Below are 16,759 nucleotides of genomic sequence, written 5' to 3'. Positions count from 1 at the left end.
CGGGCGAGCGGCGGCGGTACCGGTTCAGCTCGGGAGGATCGTGACGGCCGTGGTCATGGTCCGGGTGTGGTCCACGACGCGTGCGTCACCGCGCAGTACCACCTCCACGAACTGGCCCGGATCTCCTGCCGACTGAGCGACAGTCAGCACGACCCTGCCGGGCTCGACGCGGCGGCGCAGGTCCCGCCCGGTGAAGCTGGTCAGATCCGCGTGGACCTCGAACTGCACGGTGCGGGTCTCACCGGCGTCCAGTTCGACCCGGGTGAATCCGATCAGCTGGCGGACGGGCCTAGTGACGGAGGCGACCGGGTCGGTGAGGTACAGCTGGGGGACCGAAGTACCCGCCCGAGGGCCGGTGTTGGTGATGGAGGCCCGGACGGTCACCGTGCCGTCGACCGGGATGCTCTGCGCCTCGGCCCGTACGTCTCCGATGGTGAAGGCGGTGTAGGACAGGCCGTGTCCGAACGGGAACGCGGGGGTGGGGTCGATGTTGCTCACGCCGTCGCTCTTGAGGGCGAGCGGGGGCGCGAGGTAGGTGCCGGGCTGGCCGGCCGTATCGCCCGGGATCTGCACGGGCAGGCGGCCGGAGGGGTTGATCCGGCCGGAGAGGACGCCGGCGATCGCCGCCGATCCCTCCTCACCGGGGAAGAACACCTGGACGGTCGCGTCCGCCGTACGGGCGTGTCGGCCGATGGCGTACGGACGGCCCGAGACCGCGACGAGAACGGTCCGGTCGGCCGCGTCGAGGACGGCCTCCACGAGGTCCTCCTGCACTCCGGGCAGTGTCAGAGCGCCGACGTCGCAGCCTTCGCCGGAGGTCCCTTCCCCGAACATGCCGGAGCGGTCGCCGACAACCAGGATGGTCAGATCGGCGGCCGCGGCCGCCGCCGCGGCCGCCTCGATGCCGCTGCGGTCGTCCCCGGTGAAGGAGCAGCCGGTCTCGTGGTGCACCCCGGCATCGGGGAATTCCTGCCGTATGGCGTCGAGGACCGTCGGGGCCTCGACGCCCAGCGGGGTCTCGGGGTGGTGGGGCAGGACGTGGTTGGGGAAGGAGTAGCAGCCGAACAGGCACCGGGCCTCGTCGGCGGCAGGGCCGATCACGGCGATGGATCGCGGTGAGGCGAGCGGCAGGGCGCCTGAGGGATTGTCGAGGAGCACGACGGACTGTTCGGCCAGGTCGCGGGCGATACCGCGGTTGCGAGGCGAATCGAAGTCCGCCGGGGCGGTGTACTGCCCCGCCTTCCAGTCGGGGTCGAGCAGACCGAGTTCGGCCTTCTGCGTCAGTACCCGCAGCGCCGCGCGGTCCAGGAGGTCGCCGGGGACGCCGTCGTTCAGGAGCGCTTCCCCGTAGCCGGAGGTGTGTGGCAGTTCGATGTCGATACCGGCTCGGAGTGCGGCGCGGGCCGCGCCCGTGACGTCGTCCGCCACATGGTGCATGGAGGCGAGGAAGGCGACGGCCCAGTAGTCGGAGACCACCGTGCCCTCAAAGCCCCACGTGTCCCGCAGGAGGTGGGTGAGCAGGGCCTCGTCCGCGCCGCAGGGCACGCCGTCGATGTCGTTGTAGGCGTTCATCACCGACCGGACGCGGCCGGTGACCACGGCCTTCTCGAAGGGCATGAGGATCACGTCGGCGAGTTCGCGTCGGCCGAGGGCCGCCGGAGCGTGGTTGCGGGCGGCGCGGGAGGCGGAGTAGCCGGCGAAGTGCTTCAGCGTGGCGACGACACCGGCCGACTGCAGACCCTGCACGTAGGAAAGGCCCAGTTCCGACACCAGGTACGGGTCCTCGCCGAGCGTCTCCTCCACCCGGCCCCAGCGGTAGTCGCGCACGACGTCCACGACCGGGGACAGACCCTGGTGGACGCCGACGGCCACCATGTCCGAGCCGATGGCCGCCGCCATCCGGTGCACGAGGCCGGCATCGAAGGTGGCTGCCCAGGCGAGCGGGGTCGGGTAGACCGTGGCCTGCCAGGCGTTGAGTCCGGTCAGGCACTCCTCGTGGGCGATGGCCGGTATCCCGAAGCGGTTCGCCGCGACGACCCGCGCCTGCAGGTCCGCCAGCCGTTGACGGCCGGCCTCGGGGGCGAGCGGTGCCGTGCCGAATACCCGCGTCAGATGGCCGAGACCGTCGACGATCGCCTCCTCGAAGCTCTCGGCGCCACGGAAGGTGTCCTGCATGGGCGCGACGTCGCCGCCCCCTTCGTGGTCCGGCCACGTGCTGCCGAGTTGCGCGATCTTCTCGGCGTCGGTCATCACGTCCAGCAGGGCCCGCGCGCGGACGGACGCCGGCAGAGCGGGATCGTTCCACAGCCCGGTCGTCGGGCGCTCGTCGCTGATCGTCAAGGTCTTGTCCGTTTCTGTTTACGGGCGCGCGAGAGCCGCGCCGGTGATGAGGAAGTCGCAGAAGTACTGCCCGGGGATGGGGAGTCGGGCCCGGGCACCGGTCCGGCGGTCGCGGGGAGGCGGACCCGCCGTACGGCGTCATGGGGAGGTGTCGGTCGACGTCTGTCGGTGTCCGGGCCCGGCATCGGGCGGCGTCCTGCCCCGTCGGCCCCGGCAGGACGCCGGTGTCACTTGCCGCCGGCTCCCATGAGGCCGGCGACCAGGGCACGGCGGGCGAAGAGGTAGACGATGAGGATGGGGACCGCGGACATCAGCACCGCAGCCAGCAGAGCGGGTACGTTCGCTCCGTACTCGGAGACGAAGTTGTACAGGCCCAGCGTCACCAGCTTGTTCTCGTTCGACTGCGTCATGATCAGCGGGAACAGGAAGCCGTTCCACGCCTGCAGGGCCGTGAAGACCGCCGTGGTCGCGATGGCGGACTTCGACATCGGCACGACCAGCGTCAACAAGGTCCGCGCCGGGCTCGCGCCGTCCAGAGCCATCGCCTCGTACAACTCGGTGGAGATGTCCCGCATCCCGCCACTGAGGACCAGCACGCTCACGGGCAGGGCGAACGCCGCGGTGGGCAGGATGATCCCCCACAGGGTGTCGTAGAAGCCGAGGTTGTTGACGATGAGGAAGAGGGGGATGATCACGGCCTGCGAGGGAATCGCCAGGCCCAGGAGGAACAGGCGGAACACGCCCCTGGCCATCCAGCCCCGGCCGCGCACCACCGTGTAGCTGATGGGGATCGCGAGCGCCAGGACGATGGCGACCGTGCCCGCGGCGACGAAGACGGTGTTCCAGATGTAGTGCAGGAACCCGCTGTCGAGGACCGTGGTGAAGTTGTCCAGCGTCAGCGCCGAGGGGAGCCCCAGCGGGCCCTTGTCCGTGTACTTCGACTGCGGTTGCAGCGCGGTGTTCACCAGGGCGTACAGGGGTACGGCGATGATGAGCAGCCAGACGAACGCGGCGGCGCCGGCAGCGTAGTTCGGGCGCGTCCTCACAGCCCCTCCAGAGTGCTCGTCATCTTGTCGTAGCCGCTGAGCTTGGTCAGCAGGACCGAGGCGCCGGTGGCGAGCAGAAGCAGGAAGCTCGCGATGGCACTGGCGTAGCCGTAGTCGTAGGTACGGAACGCGGTCTGGTACATCGAGAAGGGCAGGATCGATGTGTCGGTGCCGGGGCCGCCGTTGGTCAGCAGCAGAACGATGTCGAAAGCCGTGAGCCCGCCGACGACCATGAAAATGGTGGAGGTGATCATCGTGTTGCGCAGCTGCGGCAGCGTGATGTGGACGAACTGCCGCACCCTTCCCGCGCCGTCGATCGCGGCCGCCTGGTAGAGCGTGTGGGGGATGGCGCGGGCAGCTCCCTGGTAGAGCAGGCTGTGGAAGGGGACGAACTGCCAGCTGGTGACCAGGACCAGGCAGGCGATCGCGCCCTTCTGGGTGCCGAACGGGTTCGAGCCGAAGAGCCACTCGACCTTCGACGGAAGGCCGAAGTTCGGGTCCAGCAGCTGGCGCCACATGATGGCGGTCGCGGCCGTGGACAGCAGCAGCGGCAGGAAGAAGACCGCCGACAGCACGGCCCGGTTGCGCTGGGGGCCGGCCGCCCAGACACCCAGCAGGATGCTGACCGGCGCCTGGACCACGACGTTGCCGACCAGTAGGACGCCCGTCACGACGGTGGACTGCCAGACCTGGTGGTCGTCGAAGAAGCGCGACCAGTTCGCCGTGCCCGTGAACTGCGGGGTGCTCAGGCCGTCCCAGTGGGTGAAGGAAAGGTAGAGCACCCCGATCATCGGCACGACAGCGAAGACGAGGAAGAACAGCAGCCCGGGCACCGCCCAGGCCACGCCCGGCCGCTCCAGGGTGGGAGGAGCGGCCCGGTCACGGACCCGGTGCGTGGGCACGGGCCGCGAAGTCGTTGGGGAGACCACGTGGACGCGCCTTCCTACTTCTTGATCGCCAGGACACCGCTGACGAACTGCTCCGGCGAGCTCTGCCCGTTGAACAGCTTCTGGATCTCGGTCAGCAGCGGGGTGCCGAGAGTGAGGCCGAGGGCCTGGTCCCAGGACTGGGTGAAGTTGGGGGCCTTCTGCACGAGGTCGTACTGGAACTTGGCGTACGCAGGGTCGGGTGCCTTGGCGAGCAGCTTCTCGGCATTGGTCGTGACCGGTACCTCGCCCTTCTCGATCAGGCCCTGGACGTAGGCGTCGCTGTAGGTGGTCTTGAGGAACTCCGCCGCGGTGTCCTGTGCTGCGCTGGTCGTCACCGAGATGTAGTTGGTGGGATTGCCGACGATGTTTCCGGCCTCTCCCTTACCGCCCTCCACGCTCGGGAAGGGCACGTACCCGAGGTCGTTCTTCGCGAAGTCGGGGGCCTCGCTCTGCTGGGTGGCGTACTCCCACGAGCCCATCAGGGTCATCGCCGCCTTGCCCTTGTTGAGCAGGGTGGCGGTGCCGCCGGGGCCGTAGTTGACCGAGCCGTAGTTCTTGCCGAAGGCGCCGCTGTCCACCAGCTCCTTGATCATTTGCGCGGTCTTGAGGACGGTCGGGTCGTTCCACTGCGACCAGTCACCGTCCTGGATCTTCCAGAACAGTCCCGGTCCCGCGAGGCGGTCGACGAGGTACTCGATCCACATCAGCTCCGTCCACGAGGAGCTGGCGTTGCCCGCGAGCGCGAAAGGCGTGATGCTCTTCTTCTTGAACACCTTCACCAGGTTCTGCAGGCCGGCGTAGGTCTTGGGCGGCTGGACGCCGGCGTCGGCGAACACCTTCTTGTTGTAGAAGAGGAACACCGGCTGCGTGCCGCGGCATGGGATGCCCACCAGCTTGTCCTCGACCTTTCCGGCCTCCAGCGCGGAGGGCAGGAAGTGCCCTTCCAGCATCCCGTCCAGCTTCACGAGTTTGCCCGCCTTGACGTAGTCGTCGAGGCTGCCCCCGCCCCAGTTGAAGAACATCCCGGGCATCTTCGATGAGCCCATCGCGGTGCGCAGCTTGTCCTTGTACCCGTCGGAGGCGATCACGGTCATGGTGACCTTGCCCTTGCCGCTGGAGTTGAAGGTGTCCACCGCCGCCTTCTGGACCGTGTTGGTCGGGTCCTGCAGCGTCCAGAAGTCCACGGTCCCCGTGGGGGAGGAAGCGGAGCTGCCGGACGAGCCGCAGCCGGCCACGGTGAGGCTCGCTGTGGTGGCAGCCGTCGCGGTGAGGAACCACCGTCGGGACACTCTGTTCATCGTTGAACACCTTTCGAGTCGGCAGGATCCCTGTCGCGGGTGCGCTTCGCCACCAGGCCGTCCCGGGCCTGTCCGCGCTGAGGGATGTGAGTCGATGGCCATGCCCGTCAGGTGCTGTCGCGCAAGGTTTGCGTACCGTTGCTCCTGCGGTTGAGCTGGCGTCGGCCACGCTAAGCGGCGGAATTCGGCCACGGCAATATCGGAGGGGAATCAGTTCCGAAAGACTTTCGCAGGCCGGGGCTTGCGGAATCGAGTCAAGAGAGCTCGTGTTTCCCGACTTCGGGCGGCGCAGTCGACATGCGCACGATCAATTCCGTCGTGAGTTCTCTGCGCGTCGTAGCGGGAAGCCTCCCGTCGGCCAGTTGCAGCAGGACGCGCGTGGCCTCCTGACCGAGTTCCCGGAACGGCTGTCGTACGGCGCTCAGCGGCGGCGAGGCCATCGCGGCCACCAGGGTGTCGTCGAACGACATGACGGACAGCTCGCGTGGCACGGCGATGCCGAGTTGTCGCGCGGCCTCCAGGGCGCCGAGCGCCTGGGCATCGCTCGCGGCGAAGACGGCCGTCGGCCGATCGTCCCGCTCCAGGACGCTGCGGGCGGCGCGCAGGGCCTCGCCGTAGTCGAAGTCCGTCGAGCGAACGAGCGCGGGGTCGTACGCGATCCCGGCCTCCGCCAGAGCAGCCCGGTAGCCGTGCAGACGTGCCGCCCCGGCCAGCGAGTGCGAACGGCCGGCCAGCATGCAGATCCGTCGATGCCCGAGCTCGATCAAGTGCTGCACGGCGGTCGTCGCACCGTGCCAGTTCGTCACCCCGACACTCGGTATGTCCGCGGACGGCGCGTTCAGGGGATCGACGAGCACCACCGGGAGCCGCTGGTCCACAATCCGGCGCTGGTCGTGCTCGGCCAGCGCGGAGATCACGATGACGACTCCCACGGCGCCCAGTGCGACGGACTCCTCCAGCCACTGGGCGATAGAGCGCCGGCCCGTCGTACCGACGGTCGTATGGACACCGATCTCGGCTGCGGACTCCACGATGCCGCGCACCACTTCCAGGGTGTACGGGCCGGCCAGGTCCCGGAACACGGCCAGGATCTGCCGCGGCCGGCGCGCGCCGCTCTCCCAGGCACGAACGTAGCCGCGCTCGGTCAGCAGCGCCTCGATACGTGCCCTCGTCACCTCGGACACGTCGCGCCGCCGGTGGACGACTTTCGAAACGGTCGCGAGCGAGACGCCGACCTCGCCTGCTATCGAGGTGAGAAGCCCATATTGGGCGTCCCGGCGCGATCTGCCTGGGCCCGTCACTTCGGCGCTGGCCTCCCTGTCGGCATCCGCTTAGCGTGCGCGAAGTGAAGGTACACGCCAGATCGATCACCCCCGTGACGGCAAAAGGACCGACAACCCATTTCACCTGCGGTGATTCGATGACATTCGACCTCCGAAAGTCTTTCGTGATGCGAGTGGAGAACTCTTGTAGGCTCCCCGCACGTTGTTCGAGCCGCTCGGACACATCACTTTCGGGAGGCCGGGAAATGCCGGTGCACAGCATCCACGACACCCAGCCCGCCGACCGCTGGGAGGACGCCTTCCTCTCCGGCAACGGCGAGTACGGGATCATGGTGTTCGGGCATCCTCACCGGGAACGGATCGTCCACAACCACCACCGTTACGTCCTCCCCAACGAGTCCCTCACGATGGGCCCGCCGACCGTCGCCGACCGCCTGGAACATGTCCGTGACCTGATCCTGGCGGGAGACCGGGAGCAGGCCCAGCGTGAGTTCTCCGACGGCAGGGCGATGGCCTGGACCCAGTCCTTTCACCCCGGGCACATGCTCCACCTGGACACTCAGGCGGAGGCGGGGCCGGTTGTCGAGTATCGCCGTGTCACGGACTTCGCCACCGGCGAGGTGCGGGTCACCTGGTCCGAGGGGGAGCAGGAACGGCAGCGGCGTGCCTTCGTCTCGCGCACCGACGCCGTGGCGGCCGTCGAGATCACCGGCCCGCGTCTCGACCTGGTCGTACGGCTCTCCGGCGAGCTCTCCGGCCGACCGTCCGAGGTCACCCTCTCGACGTCCGCCGAGGTCACCGGGGACGGTGAGGTGTGCCTCGCCGTCGTGGGGACGTATCCGCCGGGGCCCGGTGCGGCGGAGTTCGCCGGTGTGACCCGGGTCGCCGTCACCGGCGGTCGTGTCACGGCGGAGGGCGATGCGGCCCGCGTCGAGGGAGCGACGCGGGTGGTGCTGCTGACCCGGATGGACCGGTCGTCGTCCCCTGTGGACGTCAAGGCGCTGAGCGCGGCGCTGCTCGCGCTGCCCGCCGAGTACGACAAGTTGCTCGCCCGCCACTCCCCCGTCCACGGCGAGCTCTACGGCCGGGGCGAACTCGACCTGGGCGCGTCAGACAGCGACAGGCAGCTGCCCGTGCGCGAGCTGCTCGCCCTCGCCGACCCTGGAACGCTGCACCCCGCGTTGGTAGAAGCACTGTTCCACTCCGGCCGCTACCTCCTGCTCAGCTCCAGCGGGGTCCTCCCGCCCCGGCTTACCGGACTATGGCTAGGAGCCTGGGGTGCCGCCTGGTCAGGCGACTACACCACCGACGCCAACATCAACCTGCAGATGGCCGGGGCGGTCCTCACCGGCATGCCTGAGCTCATCGCGCCGTACGCGGCGTTGATCGGCGGGCAGATCGACGACTGGCGCACCAACGCCCGCACGATCTACGGCACCGGCGGCATCCTCGCGCCCAGCCGGACCGACGGGGAGCACGGACTGCTGTTCCATCTCGACGACGACTGGCCCTGGACGATGTGGCTGGCCGGTGCGGACTGGCTGCTGTTCCCGCTGTACGAGTACTGGCAGGCGACCGGCGACGACGGCTTCCTCGCCGACACCCTCGCCCCCTGGCTCGTCGAGGCAGCCGTCTTCTTCGAGGACTTCCTCACCCGCGAGGACGCGGATGGGCGCCTCGTCCTCGTCCCGTCCTACTCTCCCGAGGTCGGCCCGAAGGACGGGGCGGGCGTGGCCGGGGTCAACGCCACCATGGACGTCGCCGCGGCCCGGCACGCGCTCACCACCGCCGCGGACGTCTGCACGCATCTGGGCATCGAGCAGGCGGCGGCCGGCCGCTGGCGCGCGCTGGCCGAGCGGCTGCCCGCGTATCGCGTCGACGACCGCGGGGCGCTCGCTGAGTGGGCGTGGCCGGGACTGGAGACCGCCGACGACCACCGGCACGTCAGCCACCTCTACCCGGTGTGGCCCCTGCACGACATCACCCCGGACGACACCCCTGGCCTGGCCGCCGCCGCCCGTGAGGCGCTGCTGCGGCGTGGTGACGAGAACATGTCCGCGCACGGCAGCCTCCACCGGGCCTTGGTCGCCGCGCGCCTGAAGGACGGGGAGACAGCGAGAGCGAACCTCCTGAAGATCCTGGGACGGAACATGGTCTTCCGATCGCTGATGACTTCGCACAACCCCGACCTGGAGATCTACAACGCCGACGCCGCCCACTGCCTGCCGGCCGTCGTCGTGGAGATGCTGCTCGACTCCCGGCCCGGTGTCGTGGAACTCCTGCCCGCCCTGCCCCCGGAATGGCGATCCGGAAGTCTGCACGGCATCGCCACCCGTACCGGGGTGCGCGTCGACGAGCTGACGTGGGACATGGGGGAGGGCTTCGCCCGGGTGGTTCTCACCTCGCCGCTCGAGCGGGACGTCACCCTCATATGCCGTGGTGCCACGGATTCCCGCCGGACCGTGCGCCTGCCGCCCCACTCCCCCACTGCGGTGAGCGTCCCGCTCGCGTGACATGGCGAGGGGCGGTTCCCGTGTGCCCGTCCCGTCGGGCCGCTCACTTCGTGGTGACTCGGCAGCGCACCGATGTCGAGGTGCGCAGCACGAGCTCCGTGGCCAGCTCCATCCGCGACGACACGGGAGGCCGTCCCTCGGCCAGGTGCACGAGCACCCGGGTGGCCTCGCGGCCCAGTGCCTCGAACGGCTGACGGACGGCGCTCAGCGGCGGGCAGGCCATGGCCGCCACGTGCGTGTCGTCGAAGGACATCACCCCGAGGTCCTCAGGAACGCTGAGCCCGTGTCGGCGGGCGGCCTCCAGGACACCGAGCGCCTGCGCGTCGCTCGCCGCGAAGACCGCCGTGGGCGGATCGTCTGCGCGCAGAATCTGCCGACTGGCCAGCAGAGCCTCTTCGAAGTCGAAGTCGGTCGAGCGCACGATCGCCGGGTCGTAGGTGATCCCTGCCTCCTCGAGCGCAGCCCGGTAGCCATGCAGGCGGGCCGCCCCGGCCAGCGAGTGCGAACGGCCCGCGACCATGCCGATCCGGGTGTGCCCGAGCCCCAGCAAATGCTGTACCGCGTCCCTGGCACCGCTCCAGTTGGTCACCCCTATGCTCGGGATGTCGTGGCTGGGCGCGCTGAGCGGATCCACCAGCACGACCGGCAGCCGCTGCTCGATGATGCGGCGCTGGTCTTCCTCGGCCAGCATCGAGATCACGATGATCAGCCCTGCCGCGTCGAGCGCTACGCACTCCTCAAGCCATTGAGAGATGGAGCGGTGGCTGGTCGTACCGGTCACCACGTCCACACCCCGCTCGTCCGCCGCGTCGACGATCCCGCGGACGACCTCCAGCGTGTATGGGCCGGACAGATCCCGGAACACCGCGATGATCTGACGCGCACGCGCGGGATCCCGCTCGCCCGGCCGGATGTACCCGTGCCGCGCCAGCAGTTCCTCGACCCGGGCGCGCGTCGCGGCACCGACGTCAGGACGCCGGTGCACCACCTTGGACACGGTGCTGATCGACACCCCCGCCTCACCGGCGATGGTGGTCAGCACACCGTAGTGCGCTTCCCCGCGCGTCCTGCCCCGACCCGTCATTCGTGCGCCTCGCATTGAGCAGTGAAAACTCCGCCGCAAGCTAACGGGACGAAACGAAATGGGGCAAGACCCGGCGCCGTGTCGGCGGCGCTCACTATGGCGCCTCCGCGGTGCACAGGACTTCCGCCCCTCCGCGCGCGTCGGGGCGAGGCGGCCGGTGGAGCACCAGTCGTGGTCGACAAGCGTGGCCTGTCACCGCGCCCGGTGACACGCCCGCCCGGGGCCGAGGCACTGCTCGCGTGAGAGAGCTGCCCGAATGCCGGTGGCCGGACTGCCTCCCCCGCTACGACGGACTGCGCGCTCGTCGCGCGCCGATCGCCGGCCTCCGCGCCCCGGCCTGGACGGGACACCGTACGGCGAAGCCCGGTGGGTGCGCCGCACATCGCGGCCGCACCCACCGGGGGGGGTGGACTATGCCCGGCTCCACCTCTGGGTGGCGTTGCCGAGGGCCGTCCACAGTTGCACCTTCGAGCCGTTGGCCGTCGCCGAGTTGGTGACGTCGATGGCGTAGCCGTTGGAACGGCTGATGACCGATCCGTCCAGGCGGAACCACCATTTCTGGCTGGACTTGCCGTTGCAGGACCAGAGGATGAGCTTGGTGCCCGGGGTCGTGCCGTCGCCGTCCGCGGCGAGGCACTTGCCGGCGACGCGGAGTTCGCCTGCGGTGGTCTGCGTGATCTGCTGGTTCTGGTTGCCGCTGCAGTCCCAGATCTGGACCTGCACGCCCGTCTGGCCGTTCGGCACATCGAGGCACCGGCCGGAGTTGGCGCCCTTCAAGGTGAAGGGCGCGTCCGTCGGCAGGGGGTCCTGGACGAGCTGCCACTCCTGGGAGTCGTCTGCCGCCGGGTTCGCGGACGCGTCGATCGTCGAAGCGAGAGTGACGGTGCCGTTCTGGGTCGCGCCCGTCATGAACAGACTCGAGTTACGGACCGATCGGACCTTGTAGTAACCGTCGGTCGAGGGAACGAGGGTCCACTGCTTGTCGGTAGCCCCGTCGTCGACCCACTGGGCGAGACGCTGCCCGGCCGTCGCATTTCCGGTCCAGATGGCCGCCGAGCGGCCGCCCGCCTTGTTGAGCAGCGTCGTGTTGCCGCCCTTGTCCGTCAGATGCCAGCGCTGTGTGTCGTCCGTGGCGTTGCGGTCTCGCAGGACGAGGTCGGGGACGTCGCCCGTGAGGTTGGCGTCCTGTGTCTTCCCTGCTTCCGGGCTGAGAGCCTGCCCGGTCGCGCGGTTGACGAGCGTGCTGTAGGAGCCCTGGGACCGCCCGAGGTCGACCTCGCCGTACCGGATGGGGCCGTAGCCCGTACCGAAGTCGGCCTGGAGGATGACGACGCGCCCCGTGCCCTCGACGTACTGGAGATTGCGGCTGTAACCGGCGGCGACGGGTGTCTGGTACTCCTTCCAGGTACCGTCGCTCTTGCCGGACTCGTTCACCCAGACGTTGGCGCTGCCGTTCGCGTTGTAGAGGATCCGGCCATCCGGCATCGTGACGAGCACCGGGCTGCCGCCCGTCGACAGCGCACGTCCCCCGGAGGGCACGGGCAGGCTGGTGACCGGGAGGTCCGTCACACTGTTCGGGTAGAACTTCAGGGGGTCGTCCGCGAGCCGGTATCTCACGTTCGCGCCGCCACCCCAGTACTCGTAGGTGAGCAGCCATTTGCCATCGGTGGTCTGGGCGATCGTGGTCATGCCGGGGCGGCCGTTGCCGATCAGCGTCTTTCCACCCAGGTTCTCGGTCGTGCCCGGGACATCGACGATCGGCTGGCTGCTCCAGGACGTACTGCTGGTGCCGTTCCAGGTCTTGTGCACGAGGATCTGGTTGTAGGAATCCGTGGCTGTGTCATCGTCCGGGTCACGAGTCGGTACACCGGTGTCGGCGTTGAATCCGAGGTAGTCGTGCTCGTCGGAGTAGTAGGCGACGAGCTGGCCGTTCCGGGCGATCAGGTAGGGCTCCCAGACCGGGTCGGACTGCTTGTTGGTGTTGGCGTTCGAGACACGACTTCCCGACCATCCACCGGCGGCGATGATGTTCTGGAAGCTCCAGGTGGCGCCGTCGTCGGTGCTGGAGTACAACGCGATCGCCACATCCTTGCGGTCGCCGTCACCGTCCGGTGTCCAGTTGGGGTCGGCGGCCTTGTGCTCCTTGTAGTAGTAGTCGTCCCCTGAGACGACGCTCGCCAGAAGCAAAGTGCCAGCCGTCAAGGATCCGACGTCCTGCGGGAGCACGTAGAGATACGGGTTCGTCCAGTTGCTCGTGTACTTCGCGTACTGGGAGTCGCTGGACATGTAGGCGGGGGCTTGGAGATCGGTCAGCTTCTGCCATGTGGTGCCGTCGTCGTCACTCTTGTAGACGGGCAGTTTCTGTCCCACCGGGTCGCCCTTGCTGTTCTCGAACGACGCCACGATGCGGCCGCTCGGGAGCTGGGCCGACTTCGGGTAGAGAACGCAGGGCTTCTTGTTGCACGCGGCGCTGTCCTGCGACACGTACAGGTTCGTCTGGCTCGGCTGATACGCCGACGCACTGCCTGAAGAGGCGATGGCCAATGCCACGCCGACCCCGACGGCTGTCGCTGTCGCAAAAGCCTTCCGCATGAATGTCTGAATCATTACGATTCCTCTTACTTTAAGCGGTCATTGAAGCCGGAAGATCGGCTGGACGACCGGGTGGGAGACCCTTCGTGACTCGCTCGCTGCGTGTTCGCGTGACAGAGCGGGGGTGAATTCAGGTAGCCGACGGCGGCTGTCGTCACGGATGATCCGACCGTGATTCAACCCGAGGCGGTCCCTGCCACCGGGCACAGCAAACCGTTTTGCGGGGCGTCATCGAAATACTCTGCATTGAGGGCCGGAATGCCGTGCACCTGTGGGGTGATCAGCAGTGGAATGTCCGCACCCGCTCTCGCCGTGATGGCGGTGAAACGGTTTCTCCTAGGTGCACATGCTGTTTCCTCGCGTTGGGTTCGTGCCGCAGGGCTGTGGCCGCCCGTGCACCATCTGATGAACGCTCGCTGGGCAATGCGCGGGTGAACCACCTGAGACTGGGTGAGATCAGGCCGCGGCAATTCCTCAGGGATACGCCTTGCGGTCGATGAGACGTGACCGGCTGGAGCAAGTATTAAGGGACGCGGCGGCTCCGTGTCACCAGTGTGTTTCCGAAAGTGTTTCGTACATTCGCCGTTCACGGGTGTTGACAGCCCGGAGCGAAAAGCACCTTCGTCGGATTGCAGGGTGACGAACCGCAGCAGCGCACTCCCGTCGGCAGGACCCGTCGTGGTCAGCATGCTGATATCGGCCGGGCCGGGGCGCGGCGCTCTGGCTGCATGTCGCGTCTCCGGGCGCGGCCTGTGCGAGATCTCATCTTCGTCCGCAGGAGCGCGACTCCGACGGCGGCCGGCCAAGACCGTTCCGGGCCGGCCGTGGGAGAGCAGGAAAGGCTGTGCCCCCTTCGGGGCTGACACGGGCATGAGACGCCTTCGCCGGCGAAGGCGTCTCATGCGGGTCCGTAGGGCATCGGATCCCACTGGACAGCGAGGGAGACATCAGTGCTTCTTTGCGAAGCGGGGGCGCTTTGAGAGTCGGCCGCTCCACCCTGTTAGGCGTCGGGAGTCGGCAAGGGACGGACGGTCAGGATCTGGTGGGCGTGTCCGACGGGGCCAGTGAGGTCATGCAGGACGGTACTGGTGACGCCCTGGCCGGTGGGGCCGAAGGTGACGGTGGTGTCGAGTCCGGTCCAGTGACCTTGGGGCTGACGGTGGAGGTGGATGGTGAGGTCGACGTTGGGGAACATCCAGGCGGTGGGTGGCTGGCGTACGGCGATGCCGTTGGCGGTGTCGACGAGCGCGATGTAGGACGACAGCGAGCCGACGGTCTGCCCGGCGACGAGGTCGAGGTCGGTGGAGATCCAGGCCGTCGTGCGGCCTGGCTGAGGGGGCGCGAGCGGGCGCATGTCCAGGGAGGCGATGTATCCGCCGGGCCATACGGACGTCAGCGGCCAGGCGTCGAGCGTCTCGGGAGGGGCGAGCGGGACGGCGGGGCTGCCTGCCACAGTGGCGGTGTCGGAGGGATTGAGCAGCCAGGCCCGAGCGCGCACGACAACACGGCCGGCGATGACAGCGACGGCTTCGAGCAGTTCGATGGTGCGGCCGGGTCGGATGGTCTCTACCCGGATCTCGCACTCCTCGAGAGCGAGGCGGCCGAGGATGTCGAAGCTGATCCGGTACAGATCCGGACGGGGGTCCGGCCGTTCGGCCACGTGACGGTCGATGGCGTGGACGATGAGACCGGCGAGCGGGCTGAAGTGCTGTTCGTCGGGGTCCCATGCGCCGCCGGCGTGCGAGGTGGGCTTGTAGCGGTGTTCGTCGATGGCCTCGAAGTAGCTGCCGGTGTTCAACTGACGCTTGCCTTCCTGGCTGGCGGGATCGGTGTGACAGTCGGCGTTGACACGCGCGGCGGAGTGTCCTGCGCGCCGATCGGGGTGCCTCAAAGGGCGAAGACAGTACCCAGGGCCGCCTGCACGGCGGTTCCGGCGAGGACGCTCACGGGGCGTTGCTGCGCCACAAAGCACATCGCCTGAATGTGGTCCATCGAGAAATTTTCAGGTCCTCTGCACCAGGACACGCGGCTGTCCAACGTCGAGCCGACCCAGCGGCTGGGCGCCTTCCCCGTCCCCGAGCCCTCACCGGGCAGAGCGCCTGGACGTGGCCTGTGCCCTCACCGGTCACCGGGCGGTCACCGATCCCAGATCGCTGGGGCGCGAGCAGGGGGCAAAGGCCTCACCGGACGGACGCCCGCGCACACCCATGGTGATCGCCTGCACCCTCGCGGTGGGGCCCTGCGCCTTTCATGCCCGAGCCGAACGACCCTGGATCGGGTGGTCTGACGGGGTGTCACCGTGGTCGGGGCCGGGACGCCGGGCTGAGGCCCCATGTGTTCGGGAGCGGACGCGGCGACGCCATAGGAGCGTGACCCCGAGGGCGGTCAGGACGACCAAGGCCAGGGTGGGGCCGCCCAGAGTCAGGACGGGTTGAAGGGACGCCGCGGCGGCGTATCCGACACCGGCTTCGGCGGTGGCCCACAGACAGGCGGCGATGATGCTGTAGGGGGCGATGCGCCAGTAGGGCAGACGGGTGGCGCCTGCGAAGTGAGGAGCGAGCGTGCGCACCACGGGAAGAAAACGGGCGAGGAAGACGGCTCGGCCGCCGTGGCGCGTCATCAGCGCCTCGGCTCGCCGCCAGGCGGCGTCCGGGATACGGCGGCCCACGCGACCCGCCCGCAGTTGGGCTCCGAGGAGCCGACCGGTGCGGTGAGCGAGGAAATCGCCCGTCACTACGGCTGCAACGGCCACGACAATCACGACGAGAAGGCTGACATGGCCGGTGCGGGCCAGCGCGCCGGCGGTCAGCAGCAGAGTGAGCGTGGGGACGAAGGCGCCGACCAGCAGAACGGACTCGGCCAGGACGGCTACCGCCACCATCGTGTAGGCCGAGGTGGGGGAAAGGTGGCCAAGGATGTCCGACAGTGCGTTCACCGCCGTGCTGCCTGTATGGACCGCTGTTGCTGCGTGGGCACGAGGGGGCCCTGCAGGTGCCAGGCGTAGGCGGGGGGCACGTTGGCCCAGACCGTCCAGCGGCCGACGGCATACCTGCGCTGGTAGCCGGTCATCACCTCGTCCACCGCCGCGTGCCGGCGTGCCTCCGTCCTCGAGGCGGTCAGCGCACGTGCCCTGCGCGTTCCCAGGTAGGCGAAATAGGTCAGGATGCCGCCGGGATGCAGCAGTTCCATGTAGCGCGACATGATCTGCTCCACCTGCGCGGGGGTGAAGTTCGTCAGCGGCAGACCGGAGACGATCACGTCGTAGCGCTCGTCGGTTGCGAGGTTCTCCAGAAGTGTCTGATGCACTGTCACCTGCGCGGGCCGGTCCGCCAGAGCCGGATGGGCGGCCACCAGGCTCCGCAGCCGGGTGGCGAAACGCGGGTTGGCCTCCACGATGTCCAGCCGGCTCCCCCGTGAGAGCTGCGGTATCAGTACACGCGTGATGGCCCCGGTCCCCGCGCCGACCTCCAGCACCGAGAGCGGGCGAGGGCCCTGGGCCCGTACGGGGTCTGTCAGGGCGCGGGCGAGAGCCTTGCCGCTGGGAGCTACCGCGCCGGTGGTCCGCAGGTCGCGGGCCGCTTCGGCCAGGAACATCCAGCCCTCGCCATGACGGGATGCCGGGACACGGTCGTCTGAGGTGATCCGGTCGTTCATGGTTTCGACGCTAGAAACCA

General features: G+C 68.8%; 11 protein-coding genes. 1 reads left to right on the top strand and 10 read right to left on the bottom strand.

Annotated features, from left to right (window positions below):
* Nucleotides 1–24 precede the first annotated feature (24 nt).
* From ABZT06_RS39965 to ABZT06_RS39945, 5 genes are all read right to left on the bottom strand, one after another.
* Nucleotides 25–2,340 carry a glycoside hydrolase family 3 N-terminal domain-containing protein gene (locus ABZT06_RS39965; protein ID WP_355752536.1) on the bottom strand — a complete coding sequence of 772 codons (2,316 nt, stop codon included), beginning with the start codon at nucleotides 2,338–2,340 and terminating at the stop codon, nucleotides 25–27.
* 227 nt (nucleotides 2,341–2,567) lie between these two features.
* Nucleotides 2,568–3,386 carry a carbohydrate ABC transporter permease gene (locus tag ABZT06_RS39960; RefSeq protein ID WP_355752534.1) on the bottom strand — a complete coding sequence of 273 codons (819 nt, stop codon included), beginning with the start codon at nucleotides 3,384–3,386 and terminating at the stop codon, nucleotides 2,568–2,570.
* Nucleotides 3,383–4,288 (bottom strand): sugar ABC transporter permease, encoded by a 906-nt coding sequence (locus tag ABZT06_RS39955; protein ID WP_355752532.1) that lies wholly within the window; start codon nucleotides 4,286–4,288, stop codon nucleotides 3,383–3,385. The genes ABZT06_RS39960 and ABZT06_RS39955 overlap by 4 nt, the downstream gene beginning before the upstream one ends.
* 41 nt (nucleotides 4,289–4,329) lie before the next feature.
* Nucleotides 4,330–5,613, bottom strand: a complete 1,284-nt coding sequence (locus ABZT06_RS39950; protein ID WP_355752530.1) for an extracellular solute-binding protein — start codon at nucleotides 5,611–5,613, stop codon at nucleotides 4,330–4,332.
* A gap of 254 nt (nucleotides 5,614–5,867) precedes the next feature.
* On the bottom strand, nucleotides 5,868–6,914 hold the full coding sequence (locus ABZT06_RS39945) for a LacI family DNA-binding transcriptional regulator (RefSeq protein WP_355752528.1): 1,047 nt from the start codon (nucleotides 6,912–6,914) through the stop codon (nucleotides 5,868–5,870).
* A 227-nt stretch (nucleotides 6,915–7,141) separates the two neighbouring features.
* Between ABZT06_RS39945 and ABZT06_RS39940 the strand changes: the two genes are divergently transcribed.
* Complete coding sequence (locus ABZT06_RS39940; protein ID WP_355752526.1) at nucleotides 7,142–9,409, top strand: glycoside hydrolase N-terminal domain-containing protein; 2,268 nt, start codon at nucleotides 7,142–7,144, stop codon at nucleotides 9,407–9,409.
* A gap of 43 nt (nucleotides 9,410–9,452) precedes the next feature.
* Here ABZT06_RS39940 and ABZT06_RS39935 read toward each other — a convergent pair whose 3' ends face one another.
* The 5 genes from ABZT06_RS39935 to ABZT06_RS39915 form a co-directional block, all read right to left on the bottom strand.
* Nucleotides 9,453–10,451: a LacI family DNA-binding transcriptional regulator gene (locus ABZT06_RS39935; RefSeq protein WP_355752524.1), complete on the bottom strand. Its 999-nt coding sequence runs from the start codon at nucleotides 10,449–10,451 to the stop codon at nucleotides 9,453–9,455.
* A 453-nt stretch (nucleotides 10,452–10,904) separates the two neighbouring features.
* Nucleotides 10,905–13,085 carry an RICIN domain-containing protein gene (locus ABZT06_RS39930; RefSeq protein ID WP_355752522.1) on the bottom strand — a complete coding sequence of 727 codons (2,181 nt, stop codon included), beginning with the start codon at nucleotides 13,083–13,085 and terminating at the stop codon, nucleotides 10,905–10,907.
* A gap of 1,000 nt (nucleotides 13,086–14,085) precedes the next feature.
* The gene (locus ABZT06_RS39925) at nucleotides 14,086–14,883 is read right to left on the bottom strand and encodes a thioesterase family protein (RefSeq protein ID WP_355752520.1); all 798 of its coding nucleotides are present in this window, start codon (nucleotides 14,881–14,883) and stop codon (nucleotides 14,086–14,088) included.
* Nucleotides 14,884–15,333: 450 nt separating this feature from the next.
* The gene (locus ABZT06_RS39920) at nucleotides 15,334–16,020 is read right to left on the bottom strand and encodes a DedA family protein (RefSeq protein WP_355752518.1); all 687 of its coding nucleotides are present in this window, start codon (nucleotides 16,018–16,020) and stop codon (nucleotides 15,334–15,336) included.
* Nucleotides 16,017–16,739: a methyltransferase gene (locus tag ABZT06_RS39915; protein WP_355752516.1), complete on the bottom strand. Its 723-nt coding sequence runs from the start codon at nucleotides 16,737–16,739 to the stop codon at nucleotides 16,017–16,019. Before ABZT06_RS39915 ends, ABZT06_RS39920 begins: the two co-directional genes overlap by 4 nt.
* Between the last annotated feature and the right edge of the window lie 20 nt (nucleotides 16,740–16,759).

The sequence above is a fragment of the Streptomyces sp. NPDC005483 genome, assembly GCF_040606035.1.
Lineage (GTDB): Bacteria > Actinomycetota > Actinomycetes > Streptomycetales > Streptomycetaceae > Streptomyces.
This window is presented reverse-complemented; position numbering and strand designations above follow the sequence as displayed.

Coding starts and splice junctions, on each gene's coding strand:
- ABZT06_RS39950 (WP_355752530.1), bottom strand. CDS start 5,613: ATGAACAGAGTGTCCCGACGGTGGTTCCTCACCGCGACGGCTGCCACC.
- ABZT06_RS39940 (WP_355752526.1), top strand. CDS start 7,142: ATGCCGGTGCACAGCATCCACGACACCCAGCCCGCCGACCGCTGGGAG.
- ABZT06_RS39915 (WP_355752516.1), bottom strand. CDS start 16,739: ATGAACGACCGGATCACCTCAGACGACCGTGTCCCGGCATCCCGTCAT.
- ABZT06_RS39930 (WP_355752522.1), bottom strand. CDS start 13,085: ATGCGGAAGGCTTTTGCGACAGCGACAGCCGTCGGGGTCGGCGTGGCA.